This window comes from Kocuria sp. KSNUG (genome assembly GCF_049532735.1).
Lineage (GTDB): Bacteria > Actinomycetota > Actinomycetes > Actinomycetales > Micrococcaceae > Kocuria > Kocuria rhizophila.
This window is the reverse complement of the sequence record NZ_CP150981.1, coordinates 514,200-531,814: the sequence shown is the minus strand read 5'-3', so window position 1 is coordinate 531,814 and position 17,615 is coordinate 514,200. Positions and strand designations below refer to the sequence as shown.

Genomic DNA, 17,615 nt, shown 5'->3' with positions numbered 1-17,615 from the left:
GATCACTTCCCTCCCTTGGGTACAACCACCAGCAACGGGCGCACATAGGTGCGGTCCGGAAGCATCTCCTGCGCCAGCCGGCGCTCACCCTCCACCGCGGAACGGGTTTGCTTGAACAACTGGGTCTGCGCGGCCACGCCCTCCGCGGCGCGCTCCCACGCGTCCATGCGCTCTACCCATGCATCCACGCGCTCCTTGGCCTGCTGGTGGGCAGCCACGGATACCCCCCGTTCCATGAAGTCACGGGCGGCGGTGACCGCCAGCGGGATGAGGGATTGGTACTGCTCGGGCTCCTGCACGGGCACACCCACCATGTCCGGGGTGAGGCCCAGGTCCGCGACGAGCTCGGCGGGAGAAGCACTGGGCTGCACCATCGGGTAATCCCCCATGAACTGCACCCTCATGTACGAGACCGCGATGTTCTGGCCGCGGCGGTTGGTCACGATCCCCTGCATCACCACGGTGGGCTGCTGTGCCGCGGCCTGCACCGCAAAAATCTCGTCTCTGCCCAGGTGGGCCAGGGAGCGATCCGCGGCCCAATCCAGGACCGGGTGCAGCGGGGAGAGGTAGTGGGTGTCCGGCCACGAGGTGCCCTTGGCATCATTGCGCGCGGCACTCAACCGCTCCTCCGCCGTGGACTTGTCCGGGGTCAGACGGATGCGGTCCAGGACCCCGCGCTCCTCCAGGTAGGACTGCGGCAGGGCCAGCAGGCGTTGGCGCAGGTCCGGGCTCGGTTCGAACGTGAGAGCTTGCAGATGGCCCGCGTTGTTGCGCTCAATGGTGAGCCCCACCCCGCCATGGTCCCGGGTCCTGTCAGGTTCGGCGTACAGCTCCGCGAGCCCCTCCCGGAGGTAGTCCACGTCCGAGGCGAACAGGCCGGAGCTCTGGGCGGCATCCGGTATCTCGTTATCCGCGTCGGCTGGGTCCTCCTCGGTGCCTGCGTTCATCAGGAAGTCCACCCAGAAGTTCTCGTCGTGCTCCGCCGCCTGCTCCGGGGCGGGGACCACGGCGTCGAACTCCTTGGCGCCGCGTAGCACCTCGGTGATGGCCTTTTCCTCGGCATCACCCGAGTAGGCGCCCATCAGCGACGCCGCGTCCCCGAGCTTCTCGTGCGCTTCCCGTTCACGCTCCATCAAGCGGGTGAGCACGTGAATGTCGCCGGAGAACTCGCCCGCGCCCTCCAGGTCCAACAGCAACGTGGTGATTTGCGGTGAATGCAGCTGCCCGTAGCGGTCAATACGGCCATTGCGCTGCTCGATGCGGATCAGGGACCACGGAATGTCGTAGTGGATCAGCTCGTGGCACTGCAGGTGGAGGTTCACGCCCTCCGAAGCCACGTCACCGGTGACCAGCACGCGAATGGGGGTCGAGGCCTGCTTGAAGGACTCCACCAGCTCCTGCTGCTCCACGTCCGTGAGGCCGCCGTGGAGCACACGTACCTGGTTCGGTTTGAGCTTCAAATCCTTGACCAGATGCTCGCGCAACCACTCCAGAGTGGGGACTCGCTCCGCAAAGACCACGGCGCGTTCGGTGGACCGCGGGCCCACGCTCTTGCTCTTCAGCTGCGCCACGAGTTCGCGGTACTTACCGGAACGGGGTGTGGAGCCGTTCTCGGGCAAGCACGCGGCGTTGAGGTCCCGCAATCGCAGCAGCGCCTCCTGCTCCGCGCCGGCAGCGGCGTTACCCTCGATCGAGCGCAGGCGTGCATCGATGGTGGCCTGCAGTGCCACCGGGGAGGACAGGAACGCCTTGGCCAGGGTCCACGGGAACAACCGTGACCCCTTGCCCGTGACCGGGGCGCTTCCCCGGGGGTGGGTCCACGTAGCGGACAGCTCCTCCCCCACCGCAAACTCCTCGGGGCTGGGCTCCACCACCAGGTTCTGCGGCTCCTTGCGCTCGGCCCAGCGATCACCCACCTCGTTTTTCACGGCCTCCGAATAGCGGTGGCGGCGGATCATGAGGTTACTCACCGCGGCCTTGCTGATATCGCCCCGGGCGCTCACGCTCGTGGGTTCCAGCAGCGTGAGCAGCTGCGCGAAGGAGGAGCTGTTGCCGTTGTGCGGGGTGGCCGAGGCGAGGATCAGGGCATCCGTGTTGGGCGCGAGGATGTTGGCCAGCTGGTTGTTCTGAGTGGCCTGGTTGGTCACGTTGTGGGACTCGTCAATCACCACGGCATCCCAGTGGTGCTTGCGCAGATCGTGGATGAAGCGGTCCTGCTTGAGGGTGTCGATCGAGATGATGACCTTCTCGAAGAACGTGAACGGATTGCGCGTAGCGGGGAGCTTCTGCTTGACCTTCTGCACGCCCTCCGAGTCCAAGCGGACGAACGGGATGGCGAAGCGCGACCACAGCTCGTGCTGCATCTGCTCCAACACGTGGCGAGGCGTCACAATCAAGATCCGTCGGCCGCGGCCACGGCGGATCAACTCGGCCAGGATCATGCCGATTTCCAGGGTTTTACCGAGGCCCACGGCATCCGCGATGAGCAATCGGGTGCGCAGCCGGCCCGGTTCCAGAGCCTTCTCTACCGCTTGGCGCTGATAGGTCAGTGCATCCGCGAGCGCGTGAGAGGTCAGGGCGGGTTGCGGCTCGGAAATGGGCAAGGAGGTCTTGCGCAGCGTGGACTCCAACCACAGCCGGGACTTCGCGTAGTGGGAGCTCGTGTCCGCCACCAGGCGGGTCTGCGAGGGATCCTGCGTGCGGACGGAATCAATGCTCCGGTAGAACTGCGCGGTGGTCCCCTCCACCAGTTCACTCACGCCGCGCACCGTGAGCAGTTCCCCGTCCGCGGTCTGCTCCACCGCGGACACCAGCCACTGCTCATCCCGCACCTCCACGATGGCACCGGGGGCAATATCTAGCGCTTGATCAGTCATCAACGACTCCGTGTGGCGGGACAGTTACCTGGCAGTCTACAAATGCAAACGCATGCTGGGGTGTGTGCCGCCACATCCGTGGCCTGGTCCGGACCCCGGGCGGTACGGCCCCGTGGATATGTCCGGCTGCACTCACTGAACGTGTCGGCGGTCACTTGTACTGTGAGTCGCATGATTCAGTCGGCCACGCAGTACCCCGTTCGGACCCTCCTGGATGCGACCAGCCGGTTGACCTACGTCATCCCGCCGTATCAGCGCGAGTACTCGTGGCAACGCGCCCAGTGGGAGAACCTCTTCCAAGACCTCCTCGAGGCCGAAGGGCAGCACTTCCTGGGGACGATCATCTCCCTGAATAACTCCTCGGACACGATGGATCCTCGATTGGAGCTGATCGACGGGCAGCAACGCCTCACGACTCTCTCGATCCTGCTGGCCGCGTGCTACAGCGTGCTCTCGGATCATCGGGATGACCTCGACGAGGAGCAGGTCTTCAGCCTCAGCAACCTCGGACGCCAGCTCATCGTGCCCGCCACCAAGTCGCCTCGGTTGTCCCTGCAGACCCAAGGAGATAACAGGGCGGACTACCTCTACATGCTCCACTGTGCGGGCCTGAAGGTGGACGCTCCAGCACCGTCCTACTACGGGCTTCGGAGGGTTGCCCGCTGCTTCACCTATTTCCGAGACTCCATCCTGGAACTTGCCGTGGAGCCCGAAACTCCGGGCACACGGCCCACCAGCCCTCAAGAAGCAGCTCACCGCATGATGGAAGCCGCCAATGAAGCCATCATCGTGAAGATCGAGGTGTCCACCGCCTCGGATGCCTTCACGCTCTTCGAGTCGCTCAACAACCGTGGTCTCCCGCTGTCCCCGGTAGACCTCATCAAGAACCAGTTCCTGTCCCTCTCTGACGCCCGCAGGTCCATGAGCGTGGACGATGCCTTCGCCCTCTGGGACACGATGTTGCGCAACCTCGGGGACTCATACAGCGTCCACGAGCGCTTCCTCCGGCACTACTACAACGCGTTCAACGCCGAACTCCCGGAGGTACCGAACGCGAGCTTGGCTACCAAGAAAAATCTCATTCGTATCTACGAGACCCTCTTCAAGGCCAATCTGACGGATCAAATCACGCGATTGGTCGCGGCCAGCGCCATCTTCGGACGCATCGCCTGCACTCAGGAACCGTCGGCCCCCACACCGCTGGACACCGCCTACCGAGATCTCAACCGAGTCCAGGCGGCACCATCCTTCGTGCTCCTGCTGTGGTTGCAGACTCACGCGGATGATAAGCATTTCAGCGAGAAGGACCTCACCGATGTGACGGACGAACTGGTGAACTTCTTCGCCCGTCGCAATGTCACGGGTTATCCAGCCACCTACGCCCTGCCCCGCTTGTTCATGGGGATCATCAAGGAATCACAGGAGCAAGATCGAGCAGGCATTCTGCACCTCATCGCGGACGCGCTGCGTCAGAATTCTTCGGATGATGCGACATTCCGCGCACGCCTTGAACAGGACCTCTACACCGAGAACATCGATGCGGCACGGTTCGTCCTCACCGCCCTTTCAGAGCAGGGAATGACCAATGAGAACCGCCGGGACCTGTGGGAGCGTCAATCGGGCCGCTACGTGTGGACCATCGAGCACATCCTGCCCCAGGGAGAAAACCTTCCGGCAGCGTGGATCGAGATGCTTGGAGGCGAGGAAGCAGCCGCCCAAGCGCAGGCGAGCTACGCCCATAAGCTCGGGAACCTGACGTTCAGCGTCTACAACAGCAACCTCGGCAACCGAGGCTTCCTGGACAAGCGGGACCACCGGGACAGCAACGGCAACTACATCGGATATCGCAACGGCATCCCGCTCAACGCGGACCTGGCCGACAGGGACACATGGGGCCCCACGGAGATCCAGGAACGCACCACGCAGTTGGTGGATCGCGCCCTCGCCCGGTTCCCGCTGCCCAGCGCATAGCTCAGCCAGATGGGCTGATAGGGACCCACCAAGCAGACACAGCGGCACCAGCACGCACCCGCCCGGTCCCGCGGCGTCGTCGTCCCCCGCCCATCCGCACAACAGAAAGGGGCCCGCGGCACACGCCACGGACCCCCGAAAGAGCGACCGTCAGTCCACCGCCAGCCGCCCCCGCTTCGCGTGCGGGTGCCGCCCGTGGACCGCGTGGTAGAGCAGCGCCGCCACGACCACCAGCACGGCCAGCACCGTGTACATGGTGCCGAAGCCGGTGGCGGAGAGCAGCAGGCCCAGGACCACGGGGCCGATGCCCACGCCCACGTCCATGAGCAGCAGCAGCGTGGAGATGCCGGTGCCCAGCTTGTGGGCGGGCACCGCGCTCACGGCGATGGCTTGCGCGGCCGGCATGAGCGTGCCGTAGCCCAGGCCGGTCATGGCGCCGGCCACGACCACCTGCCAGTCCTGCGTGGCCACGGCCAGGATGCCCAGCGCCACGGCGAAGCAGATGAGTCCCATGTAGACCACCACGTTGTCCCCGCGCTGGTCCTGCACTTTGCCCAGCACCAGGCGCATGACCAGCATGGCCACGGCGTACGCCACGAAGAACAGGGCGGCACCGGTGGTGACCCCGCGGTCCTCGGCGTAGGCGTTGAGGTAGGTGATCACGCCCGCGTAGCAGACGCCCACCACCAGCATGAAGGAGCCGATGGGCAGCACGGACGGGTGCGCGATGTCGCTCAGCGAGAACTTCGAACGCTCCGCCTTCGCCTCCTGCTGCGCCAGCGGCTCGCGCAGGAAGATGCCCAGCACCAGGCCGAGCACGGCCGTGGCCAGGGTGGTCCAGAACAGCCACGTGTAGTCCAGGTTGCCCACCAGGAAGAGTCCCAGGGCGGGACCGATCGCCGTCGCCAGCGTGGTGCCCAGCGCGAAGTACCCGGTGCCCTCGCCGCGGCGGGAGTCCGGGATCACGGACTGCGCGATCGTCATGACCGCGGTGCTCGCGAACGCGTAGCCGAAGCCGTGGACCATGCGCACCGCGATCAGCACGGGCAGCGATCCCGCCGGGATGTACAGCGCGCACGCCACCGCCACGACCACCAGGGCGATCAGCAGCATCCGGCGCCGCCCCAGCACGTCCACCAGGTAGCCGGAGACGAGCCGCGCCAGGGTGGCACCCACCACGAACGCGCTCGAGGCGAAGCCGCCCACCGCGTCCGAGGCCGCGAAGCTCTTCACCGCGTACAGCGCCATGGTGGTGACCAGCATGTAGAAGGTCAGGTACTGCAGGAAGTTCACCACCCACGCCACCACGAACGTGGGCGTGACCAGCCGCTCGGGTCCGGCGGAGTGGGCCGGGCCGGGCGCGGACCGCTCCACGACGACGGGCAGCTGACCGGTGGGAACGTGGTCCTGGGTGTCGACCGACACAGGCACCTCCTGGGGTTCTCGGATTTGTATAGTGCAAAATATTACTCAGGAATTTGTATGATGCAATCTGCGGGTTCGCGGCCCACGCCTGCGCACCCGCCCCCCACGACGACGCCGCCCCGCCACCTCCCCGCTCCGGCGCCCCGGAGGCGCGGGCCCGGCACCGGCAGGGATGACCAGCAGAGATGAAAGGATGGACCCGTGCAGAGCGAGGATTCCGTGAGCGAGCTGGTCTACGAGCACATGCTGCTGTCCCGGTACGCCCTCCAGGGCGCGCCCCCGCAGTCGCGCACGGAGGCGCTCGACCGCAGCTCCACCGTGCTGCTCGCACGCCTACAGGCCGGCGGCCCCATGAGCGTCGCCGAGCTCGCGCAGTCCTTCGGCCTGGACATCTCCACCGTCCACCGCCAGGTGGCCGCCGCCATGAAGAGCGGTCTGATCGAGCGCATCAAGGACCCCGAGGGCGGCGTGGCCCGCAAGCACCGCCCCACCGATGAAGGTCTGCGCCGCCTGGACGCCGAGCTGCACTCCCGCCGGGAGTCCTTCGAGCGCTTCACGCAAGACTGGCCCGCGGAGGACGTGGCCACCCTGGCCCACCTCACCCGCCGCTTCAACGAGAGCGTGGAGGCGAGCCTCGGCCACAGCTGGCCGCGCGACTACCCCACGGACTCCTAGCGCACGACGCCGCCCGGGCCGTCCTCAGCGCCCCTCCACCTCCGCGATCAGCAATGCCACGTGCAGGGATGTTCGCGATTCGGGATCGTCCAGCGACACCCCCAGCCTGCGTTCCAGCCGGGCCAGCCGCCCGTAGAGCGCCGGGCGGGAGAGGTGGATCCGCTGGGCCAGCAGGCTCTTGTTCCCGCCGCACGCTAGGAACTGCGTCAGCAGCTCCCGGTCCTCGTGGCGCTCCGCGTCCAGGACGCTCCCGAGTTCAGCGCGCGCAAACATCTGCACGCGCTCGTCCCCCCGCAGCATCGCGAGCAGTCCGCGCAGCCGCACGTCCTGCGCGCGGAAGCACCGCCGCCGCGGGGTGCCGGACCAAGCGGCGTCGTCCTGTGCCGAGCGGTCCGCCACGGTCCCGTCCTGCGAGGAGCCGACTTCCGCGGAACCGCCCCGCGCGAGCAGGGACACCGCGGCCTCCGCGATCATTCCGGCCTCGTCCAGGCGCGCGGCCGCGCCGATCATGCCCGCCTCGGGATCGGTGACCCCCGCGAGCACCCGCCACTCTTCCCCCAGGCGCTGCTCCGCCGCCGCGAGCACCCGTTCCACCACCGCGTCCTGCGGGGTGCGCGCGGCCAGCGGCACCAGCACGGCCACGGAGGCGGCGCCGAGACGGCCCGCGAGCGCCGTCGTGCGCTCCCGGCCCAGCGCCCACGCGAGCGCGTCGAGCACGGCACCGCCGCCCTGGTGCTCGCCCAGCGCGTCCGCGCCCGGACGCTCCCAGCGCACGACCACCGGCAGCCACGCGGCCGGGACCGCCTCGCTCAGCACCCCGTGTCGCAGCACGCCGATCCCGAGTTCGTGCGTGCGCCGCCGCGCGGAGTCCTCGTCCACGTTCCACGGGCGCCGCAGCTCGTGCAGCAGGGCGGTCTCCGCCTGACGCTTCTCGTCCCGGCGGCTGCGCTCGGACAGCAGCGTGAGCGCCACCCCCTGCGCGGCCCGCTCCAGCACGGTGGCGCGCAGCGCGGGCCCGGCGCCCTGCGGCTCGGCGGACAGCCACCCGACCGTCTCCCCCGCGACCACCACGGGCACGGTCCCCTCGCTCTCCCCCGGTGACGACGACGCCGCCCGCCGCTGCCACTCAACCTCGGCGCCCAGCAGCCGCCCGGCCTCCGCCACGATCCGCTGCACCGGGGCGGCCTCCAGGGTCAGCTGGGTGAAGACCTCGTGGATGCGGCGGTCCGTCTCCAGCTGCTCGAGCTGGCGCGCGGCGATCCGGCGGTGCGCCTCCTGCGTGACGGCCACGAACCGTACCTGGCGGCTCAACAGGTACACGGGCAGCTCCCGGTGTGCGGCCGCCGCGCGCAGCACCCGCACCACCGGCTCCCGCCCGGAGAGCACCTCGACCGCGAGCGCCACTGCCCCGGCCTTCTCGATGCCGTCGAGGAACGCGGCGGCAGACTCGTCCCCGCGGCCCTCGGCGAGCGCGGCGTCCAGGATCCGCACCGTGGAGAGCACGAACTCCCCGCCCTCCAGCAGCCCGGTGGCGTCACTCGTCTCGATCACGTGCACCCACCGCACCGGAAGGCCCGTCGCGGCCGCGGCACGCTCGGAGAGCAGCTGGGGATTGCCACGGCGGAACGGCTCCAGGGCGGCGACGCCCCCCACCGTGAGGGCGGCCGGACTGGGGGTAGTGGGTGCGGAGGCGGGCTGCGCATCCGGGGCGGGGGCGGCGTCGTCGTCCGGGGACGGGCCGGAAACGGCGGGGTGGGAGGTGCGTGCCATGGCCACAGCCTAGGCTGCGGCAGGCAACACTCTGTCAAGAAGTCAGGGCTATGGACTGACACATCGTCTCTGGTGGCGCGCCCCTCTGCACTCCCAGGATGGAGGCAGACGCCCCGCGCCGGTGCCCTGCCGGGCGCCGCGGGGACAGACGGCAGACAGCAACGGAAGGACAGCCCGTGGAGACCATCCGCCACTGGATCAACAACGCGTACACCGCCGGAGCCGAGGAGGACCACGACACCGCGGACGTGACCAATCCGGCCACGGGCGAGGTCACCGGCCGCGTGCACATGGGCACGGCGGCCACCGCGGACGAGGCCGTGGCCGCGGCCAAGGCGGCGTTCCCCGCCTGGCGGGACACGTCCCTGACCAAGCGGATGCAGATCCTCTTCCGCTACCGCGAGCTGCTCAACGCGCGCAAGGAGGAGCTCGCCGCGCTGATCACCGCCGAGCACGGCAAGGTGCTGGACGACGCGCTGGGCGAGGTCACGCGCGGGCTGGAAGTCGTGGAGTTCGCGTGCGCCATGCCCCACCTACTGAAGGGCGGCTACACCGAGAACGCCTCCACCGAGGTGGACGTGCACTCCGTGCGCCAGCCGCTGGGCCCGGTGGCGATCATCTCCCCGTTCAACTTCCCGGCCATGGTGCCCATGTGGTTCTTCCCCATCGCGATCGCCACCGGCAACACCGTGGTGCTCAAGCCCTCGGAGAAGGACCCCTCCGCCGCGAACTGGGAGGCCGAGCTGTGGAAGGAGGCGGGGCTGCCGGACGGCGTGTTCAACGTGCTCCACGGCGGCAAGCCCGCGGTGGACCGGCTGCTGGAGCACCCGGACATCTCCTCGGTGTCCTTCGTGGGCTCCACCCCCATTGCCCAGTACGTGTACGAGACCGCCACGGCCACCGGCAAGCGCGTCCAGGCGCTGGGCGGCGCGAAGAACCACATGGTGGTGCTGCCGGACGCGGACCTGGACGTGGCCGCGGACAACGCCATCAACGCGGGCTTCGGCTCCGCCGGCGAGCGCTGCATGGCCATCTCGGTGCTCGTGGCCGTCGGGGACATCGCGGACGACCTCGTGGCGAAGATCGCCGAGCGCGCCCGCACCCTGCGCACCGGTGACGGCCGCCGCGGCGCGGACATGGGCCCCCTGGTCACCGCGGCCCACCGGGACCGCGTGGCCGGGTTCGTGGACGCCGGCGAGCAGGCGGGCGCCACCGTGGTGGTGGACGGGCGCCAGGGCAGCTACGACGCCGAGGGTTCCGGCTTCTTCCTGGGCCCCACCCTCTTCGACCACGTCACCCCGCAGATGTCCGTGTACACCGAGGAGATCTTCGGACCCGTGCTGTGCGTGGTGCGCGCGGACACCTACGACGAGGCCATCGAGCTGGTCAACGCCAACCCCTATGGCAACGGCACCGCCATCTTCACCAACGACGGCGGCGCGGCCCGGCGCTACCAGAACGAGGTGAGCGTGGGGATGATCGGCGTGAACGTGCCCATTCCCGTGCCCATGTCCTACTACTCGTTCGGCGGGTGGAAGAACTCGCTGTTCGGGGACTCCCACGCCCACGGCACCGAGGGGGTCAATTTCTTCACGCGCGGCAAGGTGGTCACCACCCGCTGGCTGGACCCCTCCCACGGCGGCATCAACCTGGGGTTCCCACAGAACGGCTGAGCCCGGCGCCACCCGCCCCTCCCCATCCACCCGCGCCGTCGCGGCGCGCACCGGAAAGAGATGATCATGACCGACACCGTTGCCACCCCCGCCCGCTCGGCACTCGAGCCCGTGAGCCGGGACCCGCAGATCAGCGACGAGCTGCTCGACCAGGGCCGCGAGGCCTACCGCGTGGACCGCGAGCACGTGTTCCACTCGTGGAGCGCCCAGCAGAAGATCAATCCCATGACGGTCGTCAAGGCCGAGGGCTCCCACCTGTGGGACGGGGAGGGGCGCAAGCTCATCGACTTCTCCTCGCAGATGGTCAACACGAACATCGGCCACTCCCACCCGAAGGTGGTCGCCGCGATCCAGGAGCAGGCCGGGAAGATCGCCACCATCGCGCCCTCCCACGCGAACGACGCCCGTTCCGAGGCCGCCCGCCTCATCTGCGAGCTCGCCCCCGCGGGGCTGGACCACGTGTTCTTCACCAACGGCGGCGCGGACGCCGTGGAGCACGCCATCCGCATGGCCCGCATCCACACGGGCCGGCACAAGGTGCTCTCCGCCTACCGCTCCTACCACGGTGGAACGGACCTCGCGGTGAACGTCACGGGGGACACCCGGCGCTTCGACGCGGACCGCTCCAGCGCCGGCGTGGCCCGTTTCCTGCCGCCCTACCTCTACCGCAGCTACTTCCACGCGGCGGACGAGCAGCAGGAGTCCGAGCGCGCGCTGGAGCACCTGGAGCAGGTCATCCAGCTGGAGGGCGCCAAGAACATCGCCGCGGTCATCCTGGAGACCGTGCCCGGCACCGCGGGGATCTACGCACCGCCGCCCGGCTACCTGGCCGGGGTGCGGGAGCTGACCCGCAAGTACGGGCTGCTCATGATCGCGGACGAGGTCATGGCCGGCTTCGGCCGCACCGGGAAATGGTTCGCATTCGAGCACTGGGACGTCACCCCGGACCTCATCACCTTCGCCAAGGGCGTGAACTCCGGGTACGTGCCGCTGGGCGGCGTCGTGATCTCGGACGAGGTCTACCGGACGTTCGCCGAGTACCCGTACCAGGGCGGGCTCACCTACTCCGGGCACCCGCTCGCGTGCGCGGCCGCCGTGGCCACCATCAACGCCATGCGGGACGAGCAGATGGTCGAGAACGCGGAGCGCATCGGCCGGGAGGTCATCGGGCCCCGGCTCCAGGAGATCAAGCGGCGCCACCCCTCCGTGGGGGACGTGCGCGGGCTCGGTGCCTTCTGGGCCGTGGAACTCGTGAAGAACCGCGAGACCAAGGAGCCGATGGCCGCCTATGGTGGGACCAGCCCCGAGATGAACGAGCTCGTGGCCGAGTGCAAGAAGCTCGGCATGCTTCCCTTCAACAACTACAACCGCGTGCACGTGGTCCCGCCGCTGAACACCCCGGACGACGTCCTGCACCGCGGCCTGGACATCCTCGACCAGGCGATCGAGCTCACGGACCGGCACGTCACCGCCTGATCCCGCCCGTTCGCCCCGCAGCCCGCGCCCCGGGGACGACGCCGCCGCGTCGCCTCCCGGGGCGGCGGCGTCGTCCCGCCCGGGGCACCCGCCCCGAGAACTGGAGAAGCCCATGGAACCGACCGTCGTCTACCCGGCCCGCGTGGTGCGCACCATGGACCCGGCCTGCCCCACGGCGGAGGCGGTGGCCGTGCGCGGGGACCGGTTCCGCGCCGTGGGAACGGTGGAGGAGCTGATGGCGTACCCGCACGCCGTCCTGGACACCCGCTACGAGGACCGCGTGCTGCTGCCGGGGCTCGTGGAGGCGCACAGCCACGCCGGGACGGGCACCGTGTGGCAGGGCGTGTACGTGGGCTGGGTGGACCGCACGGACCCGGGCGGCGTGTTCTGGCCGGGGTGTCGCAGCATCGAGGACGTCGTGCAGCGGCTCGCGGCCCAGGAGGCGGAGCTCGCCGGCCCCCACGAGACCCTGGACGCGTGGGGCATGGACTCCATCTACTTCCCCGAGCGGCCGCTGACCGCCGCGGACCTGGATAGGGTGACCACCGAGCGGCCCGTGTACGTGGCCCACGCGAGCGGGCACGCGTGCACGGTCAACACCGCCGCGCTGCGCCGCTGCGGCGTGGACGCCACCACCGCGGTGGACGGCGTGGCCAAGGACGAGCACGGGCAGCCCACGGGTGAGCTCCACGAGTTCGCGGCCATGGGGCTGGTCTCGGAGATCTCCGCGGGACCGGGGGTGCTGCGCGTCAACGAGGCCGCGCTGGGCGCGTTCGCCCAGAATGGCGTGAACACGGGCACCACCACGCTCACCGACCTCGGTTCCCAGGTGCTGCTGCGCGAGGGCGGGGTGGAGTTCTACCGGGGGACCGTGCACGAGGGGTTCCCGGCCCGGCTCAACGTGTTCCACTTCGGGGCCGGAGCGGGGCCCATGTCCCCCTCGCTCGCCGAGGACGCCGAACGCCTCGTGCGGCTGAAGCAGGACTCGGACGAGTGGCTGTGGCTGGGCAACGTGAAGCTCATGCTGGACGGCACCCTGCAGGGCTTCACCGCCCGCGTGATGCCGCCGGGCTACTACGGGGACCAGCCCAACGGGATCTGGAACGTGACCCCGGAGGAGTTCCTCCGGGCCTTCGAGACCTTCCACCGGGCGGGGCTGCTCATCCACGTGCACTGCAACGGGGACCAGGCCACGCAGCTGTTCCTGGACACCCTGGAAAAGGTCCTGGTGGAGCACCCCCGCCCGGACCACCGCCACACGTGCACCCACTCGCAGATGACCACCCCCGCGCAGTACCGCCGCATGGCCGCCCTGGGGGCGTGCGCCAATGTGTTTGCCAACCACCTCTGGGCCTGGGGGGACCAGCACCTGGACCTCACCGTGGGCCCGGACCGGGCGCGCCGGAACAACGCGGCCGCCACGGCGCTGCGCTGCGGGGTGCCCATCAGCCTGCACTCGGACTCCCCCGTGACCCCGCTCGGGCTCCTGCACACCGTGCAGCACGCGGTCACGCGCCGGACGCAGTCCGGCCGCGTGATGGGCGAGCACGAGCGGATCACCGTGCAGCAGGCCCTGAAGGCCGTGACCATCGGCTCCGCGTACATGCTCAAGATGGACGACGCGGTGGGCTCCATCGAGGCCGGGAAGTTCGCAGACCTGGCGGTCCTCGAGGAAGATCCCCTCGCCGTCCCCGAAGATGCCATCGGAGGCATCCACGTGCACGGCACCGTGGTGGGCGGGCGGCACTGCGCGAGCACCGTACCCGAGCCCGGCGAGCGCTGATGCCCTCCCTGAGCATCGTCGGCGGCTACCTGGGCGCCGGGAAGTCGACGGTGGTCAACCGCCTGCTCGCCGGGGTCCTCCCCGGCCGCACGGCGGTGGTGGTCAACGACTTCGGGGCCGTGAACATCGACGCCTCGCTGATCTCCTCCCGCGGCGAGGACACCATCGAGCTGACCAACGGCTGCATCTGCTGCCAGATCACCGACGACGTGCAGCGCACCATGACCGCTCTGGCCCGGCGGACCGACCTCGACCACGTGGTGTGCGAGGTCAGCGGCGTCGGCGATCCGGGGCAGCTGGGCTCGTGGCGGCGCTTCCCCGGCTTCACCGCGGGGCCGGTGCTGGTGTGCGCGGACGCCACCGCCATCCCCCGCCTGCTGCGGGACGAGTTCGTGGGGGACACGGTCGCACGCCAGCTCGCCGCCGCGGAGACGGTGCTCGTGACCAAGACGGACCTTGCCACGCCCGCCGAGGTCGACGACGCCGCCGCCCTCGTCCGCGCCGCAGCACCGCACGTCCCTGTTCACCACCAGGACCCGCGGGACCCCGCGCGCACGCTGGGCGAGATGCTCGCCACTGGGCCAGCCGCGACGACGGGCAGGGTCACCGGGGACGCCGATCCTTCGGAGCCCTTCACCGTGCGACCGGCCTTCCCGGGGGCCGATCCAGCTGCCGCGGCCCCATCCCACAACGACGCCCACGCCGCCCGGCACCGCACCGTCACCATCCCCTGCCCCGCAGTGGTGGAGATCGACCCACTGCTCCACCACCTGCAACGGCTCCCGGAGCGGGTGGTGCGCGCAAAGGGTGTGGTGCGGGACGAGGCCGGGGCGTGGCACGAGGTGCACCTGGCGGGCGGTCGCGCATCCGCCGCGCCACTCCGCGAGGGGGCCCAGCCGCCCGAGGAGCCCTGCCTGGTGCTGATCGCGGCGGGCCCCGAGGCGGAGTGCTGCGCCCGGGACTCCGCCGCCACCCTCCTGAGCCTCCTGAGCGGCTGAGGCGCACACCGGAACGGTGACCGGTGCTCGCCACCGGCCAGGCGGAGGGCGCCCGGCCGCGGACCGGTCGTGCCAGAGCGGCGGTGCGGCGGCGTCGTCGTGACCGGGAGGGCACGGCCCGGCGAAGGCGGCACCGGGACGGGCCGCCTGGCACTGGCCCCGCCGCCGGACACTACAGTGGGGAGCGTGTCTCGCATCACGAACTTCACACGCCAGGGACTGCGGTTCGACGTTCTCGACCAGGGCCCGGAGGACGGCCCCGTGGTCCTGCTGCTGCACGGGTTCCCGCAGGACGCCCACGGCTGGGACGCCGTCACGGAGCGGCTCAACGCGCAGGGCCTGCGCACCCTCGCCATGGACCAGCGCGGATACTCCCCGGGCGCTCGGCCCACCGAGGTGGCCGCGTACCGCCGCGAGGAGCTCTCCGCGGATGCACTGGCCCTCGCGGACGCGGCCGGCGCGGAGACCTTCCACCTGGTGGGCCACGACTGGGGCGGGGTGCTCGCGTGGGACATCGCCCTGCGCGCACCGGAGCGGGTGGCTTCGCTGACCGTGCTGTCCACCCCGCACCCCACCGCACTGGGCCACGCCCTGAAGACCGCGGACCAGCTCAAGAAGTCCTGGTACATCGGCATGTTCCAGATCCCAGCCCTTCCGGAGCGATTGCTCGCGGGGCGGGTCGGAGCGTTCACGCGCCGGGCGGGCATCCCCAAGGACGCGGCCAACCGCTACGGGCGCCGCTTCGCGACCGCCGAGGACCTGCGCGGGCCCATCAACTGGTACCGCGCGATGTTCCGCAAGGACGGCGTGACTGGAACACATGCCGGCAACGGCATCATCACGGTGCCCACCACGTTCGTGTGGGGGAGGCGGGATCCCGCCCTGGGCCGCACCGCCGCCGAGGAGACCGAGGTGTACGTGCACGCGCCGTACGAGTTCATCGAGCTCGACGCCGGGCACTGGCTCCCCGAGCGCGAGGCCGCCAGGGTGACCGAGGCGGTCATCGACCAGATCTCTTCCGCCACGTCCACCTGACGCCTGCGGGCCGAAGCCGCTCCCTCCCTCAGGACGCCGGCGACCCCAGCACCTCCAGCACGGCGTCCCCGTACTCGGCGAGCTTCTTGGCGCCCACCCCGCTGATCCCGCTCAACTGGGCTGTGGTTTCCGGGGCCGCTTCCACGATCCCCACGAGGGTGGCGTCCGAGAACACCATGTAGGGCGGGATCTGCTTCTGCTTGGCCACCGAGGTCCGCCACTCGCGCAGAGCCTCGAACGTCTCCTTGGCAGCCTCGTCCAGTGCGTCCGTGGCCCGCGAGCGCCCGCCGCTTCCGGCGGACCGGGCACGACCGCCCCCGCGTGCCGCGGGTGCCCTGTCCACCGCGAGTTCCAGGTTGATCTCCCCGCGCAGCACGGGTCCGGCCTCCGGTCCGGGGACCAGCACGCCGAAGTCGCCCACGGCTTCCACCACGCGGCGCGCCAGCAGCTGGCGCAGCACGGACCGCCACTCCCGCTCCGAGAGCTCCTGACCGATCCCCCACACACTGAGCTCCTGATGGCGAGAGGCCTCGGTCCGGTCGTTGGAGCGGCCCAGCAGGATGTCGAAGACCTTGCCGGAGCCGAACTGCTCACCGCGTTCACGCTGCAGCCGGATGAGCGTGGACAGCAGCTTCTGGGCGGGCACCGTGGCGTCCCAGACCTTGGGCGGGTTCAGGCACGTGTCGCAGTTCCCGCAGGCCTCGGAGTCCTGCCCGAAGTACCGCAGCAGCTGCACGCGGCGGCAGTCCGTGGTCTCGCACAGCGCGAGCATGGCGTCCAGGTGAGAGCGTGCGTTGCGCTTGTGCAGGTCACTGCCCTCGCCCTGGTCGATCATCCGCCGCAGGTTCACCACGTCCCCCAGGCCGTACGCCATCCATGCCGTGGAGGGCATGCCATCACGGCCCGCGCGGCCGGTCTCCTGGTAGTACCCCTCGATGCTCTTGGGCAGGTCCAGGTGGGCTACGAAGCGCACGTCCGGCTTGTCGATCCCCATGCCGAACGCGATCGTGGCGACGACGACGATCCCCTCCTCCCGCAGGAACCGCACCTGGGTGTCGTGGCGCACCGCGGCGTCGAGCCCCGCGTGGTAGGGCAGGGCGGTGACCCCGCGCTTCGAGAGCCAGGCCGCGGTGGACTCCACGCTCTTGCGGGAGAGGCAGTAGACGATGCCGGCCTCCCCCGGGTGCTCTGACTGGATCAGCCGCAGCAGCTGGTCCTTGGCGCCGTCCTTGGGCTCGATCCGGTACTGGATGTTGGGGCGGTCGAAGTTGGAGACGAAGTGCCGGGCGTTCTCCATGCGCAGCCGCTCGGTGATTTCCTGGTGCGTGGCCCGCGTGGCGGTGGCGGTGAGCGCGATGCGGGGAACGTCCGGGAAGGCGTCCGCCAGCACGGACAGCCCCATGTAGTCGGGCCGGAAGTCGTGGCCCCACTGGGACACGCAGTGCGCCTCGTCGATCGCGAACAGGGCGATCGGCGAGCGCCTCAGCAGGTCGATGGTGCGCGGCAGGATCAGCCGCTCGGGTGCCATGTAGAGGAGGTCGATCTCCCCGGCGCCGAGCTGCCGTTCGACCTCCTGGGCCTCGTAGGGCTCCAGCGTGGAGTTGAGGAAGGCCGCGCGGATGCCCACGGCCTCGAGTGCGGCCACCTGGTCCGCCATGAGCGCGATCAGCGGGGAGACCACCACGCCCGTGCCCTCCCGCAGGATCGCGGGGATCTGGTAGCACAGCGATTTGCCGCCGCCCGTGGGCATGAGCACCACGGCGTCCCCGCCGCCGACCACCTGGTCGATGATCTCCGCCTGCTCACCCCGGAAGGCGTCGTAGCCGAAGACTTCCCGCAGGACAGCAAGGGACTCGGTCTCGGTGCTCGTGGAGGTCATGCCTCCAGGGTAGGTGCCCGGCGTTACGTCACTGAGTGCCCACCCGCCGTCGTG

The 17,615-nt window shown here is 69.9% G+C and carries 11 protein-coding genes; 7 read left to right on the top strand and 4 right to left on the bottom strand.

Annotated features, from left to right (window positions below; translation table 11 throughout):
- Nucleotides 1-2: 2 nt before the first annotated feature.
- A complete protein-coding gene (locus AABM36_RS02355) occupies nucleotides 3-2,876 on the bottom strand; it encodes a helicase-related protein (RefSeq protein ID WP_423447152.1) in 2,874 nt (957 codons plus the stop codon).
- A 171-nt stretch (nucleotides 2,877-3,047) separates the two neighbouring features.
- Here AABM36_RS02355 and AABM36_RS02350 point away from each other — a divergent pair, with 171 nt between their 5' ends.
- Nucleotides 3,048-4,847, top strand: a complete 1,800-nt coding sequence (locus tag AABM36_RS02350) for a DUF262 domain-containing protein (RefSeq protein WP_423447150.1) — start codon at nucleotides 3,048-3,050, stop codon at nucleotides 4,845-4,847.
- Between the two features lie 150 nt (nucleotides 4,848-4,997).
- On the opposite strand, the gene AABM36_RS02345 is transcribed toward AABM36_RS02350, so the two are convergent.
- Nucleotides 4,998-6,272, bottom strand: coding sequence for an MFS transporter (locus AABM36_RS02345; protein WP_423447148.1), 1,275 nt, complete (start codon nucleotides 6,270-6,272; stop codon nucleotides 4,998-5,000).
- 201 nt (nucleotides 6,273-6,473) lie between these two features.
- Here AABM36_RS02345 and AABM36_RS02340 point away from each other — a divergent pair, with 201 nt between their 5' ends.
- Nucleotides 6,474-6,947 carry a MarR family winged helix-turn-helix transcriptional regulator gene (locus tag AABM36_RS02340; protein WP_423447146.1) on the top strand — a complete coding sequence of 158 codons (474 nt, stop codon included), beginning with the start codon at nucleotides 6,474-6,476 and terminating at the stop codon, nucleotides 6,945-6,947.
- A 24-nt stretch (nucleotides 6,948-6,971) separates the two neighbouring features.
- Here the strand turns inward: AABM36_RS02340 and AABM36_RS02335 are convergent, their stop codons facing one another.
- Nucleotides 6,972-8,717, bottom strand: a complete 1,746-nt coding sequence (locus AABM36_RS02335; RefSeq protein WP_423447144.1) for a PucR family transcriptional regulator — start codon at nucleotides 8,715-8,717, stop codon at nucleotides 6,972-6,974.
- Between the two features lie 176 nt (nucleotides 8,718-8,893).
- Between AABM36_RS02335 and AABM36_RS02330 the strand changes: the two genes are divergently transcribed.
- The 5 genes from AABM36_RS02330 to AABM36_RS02310 all read left to right on the top strand — a co-directional run bounded on the left by AABM36_RS02330 (nucleotide 8,894) and on the right by AABM36_RS02310 (nucleotide 15,682).
- On the top strand, nucleotides 8,894-10,390 hold the full coding sequence (locus AABM36_RS02330) for a CoA-acylating methylmalonate-semialdehyde dehydrogenase (RefSeq protein WP_423447142.1): 1,497 nt from the start codon (nucleotides 8,894-8,896) through the stop codon (nucleotides 10,388-10,390).
- Nucleotides 10,391-10,450: 60 nt separating this feature from the next.
- A complete protein-coding gene (locus AABM36_RS02325) occupies nucleotides 10,451-11,866 on the top strand; it encodes an aspartate aminotransferase family protein (RefSeq protein ID WP_423447140.1) in 1,416 nt (471 codons plus the stop codon).
- A gap of 112 nt (nucleotides 11,867-11,978) precedes the next feature.
- Entirely contained in the window at nucleotides 11,979-13,649 is a 1,671-nt protein-coding gene (locus AABM36_RS02320) for an amidohydrolase (RefSeq protein WP_423447138.1), read from the top strand.
- Complete coding sequence (locus AABM36_RS02315) at nucleotides 13,649-14,647, top strand: CobW family GTP-binding protein (protein WP_423447136.1); 999 nt, start codon at nucleotides 13,649-13,651, stop codon at nucleotides 14,645-14,647. The genes AABM36_RS02320 and AABM36_RS02315 overlap by 1 nt, the downstream gene beginning before the upstream one ends.
- Nucleotides 14,648-14,833: 186 nt before the next feature.
- Nucleotides 14,834-15,682: an alpha/beta fold hydrolase gene (locus AABM36_RS02310; RefSeq protein WP_423447134.1), complete on the top strand. Its 849-nt coding sequence runs from the start codon at nucleotides 14,834-14,836 to the stop codon at nucleotides 15,680-15,682.
- Between the two features lie 28 nt (nucleotides 15,683-15,710).
- Here the strand turns inward: AABM36_RS02310 and recQ are convergent, their stop codons facing one another.
- Nucleotides 15,711-17,561, bottom strand: a complete 1,851-nt coding sequence (gene recQ / locus AABM36_RS02305) for a DNA helicase RecQ (protein ID WP_423447132.1) — start codon at nucleotides 17,559-17,561, stop codon at nucleotides 15,711-15,713.
- Nucleotides 17,562-17,615: the final 54 nt, after the last annotated feature.

Coding starts and splice junctions, on each gene's coding strand:
- AABM36_RS02355 (WP_423447152.1), bottom strand. CDS start 2,876: ATGACTGATCAAGCGCTAGATATTGCCCCCGGTGCCATCGTGGAGGTG.
- AABM36_RS02350 (WP_423447150.1), top strand. CDS start 3,048: ATGATTCAGTCGGCCACGCAGTACCCCGTTCGGACCCTCCTGGATGCG.
- AABM36_RS02335 (WP_423447144.1), bottom strand. CDS start 8,717: ATGGCACGCACCTCCCACCCCGCCGTTTCCGGCCCGTCCCCGGACGAC.
- AABM36_RS02325 (WP_423447140.1), top strand. CDS start 10,451: ATGATCATGACCGACACCGTTGCCACCCCCGCCCGCTCGGCACTCGAG.
- AABM36_RS02320 (WP_423447138.1), top strand. CDS start 11,979: ATGGAACCGACCGTCGTCTACCCGGCCCGCGTGGTGCGCACCATGGAC.
- AABM36_RS02315 (WP_423447136.1), top strand. CDS start 13,649: ATGCCCTCCCTGAGCATCGTCGGCGGCTACCTGGGCGCCGGGAAGTCG.
- recQ (WP_423447132.1), bottom strand. CDS start 17,561: ATGACCTCCACGAGCACCGAGACCGAGTCCCTTGCTGTCCTGCGGGAA.